General features: G+C 63.3%; 1 pseudogene. It reads left to right on the forward strand.

Annotated features, from left to right (window positions below):
- Nucleotides 1–259, forward strand: a pseudogene (locus tag SB717_RS37375) (hypothetical protein); the annotation flags it as partial.

Consider the following 259-nt stretch of genomic DNA (forward strand, 5'->3'; position numbering starts at 1 on the left):
GGACGGTACGGCGACTACTTCACGCGCCTGGTGCAGGAGGCCGGATACGAAGACGCCCTGCTGCTCAACGTCGACGGCGACGTCACCTACTCCGCGTATAAGGGGGTCGAGCTCGGCACGAATCTGTTGACCGGGCCCTATCGTGATTCGCTCCTGTCGAAGGCGTACTCCGAGGCGATCGCCACCAACTCCGTCAACACGGTCGTCCTCACCGACTTCGATCGGTGGATCCCCTCCCTCAACGTCCCCGCTATGTGGG

This window comes from Priestia sp. SIMBA_032 (genome assembly GCF_046535215.1).
Lineage (GTDB): Bacteria > Bacillota > Bacilli > Bacillales > Bacillaceae_H > Priestia > Priestia aryabhattai.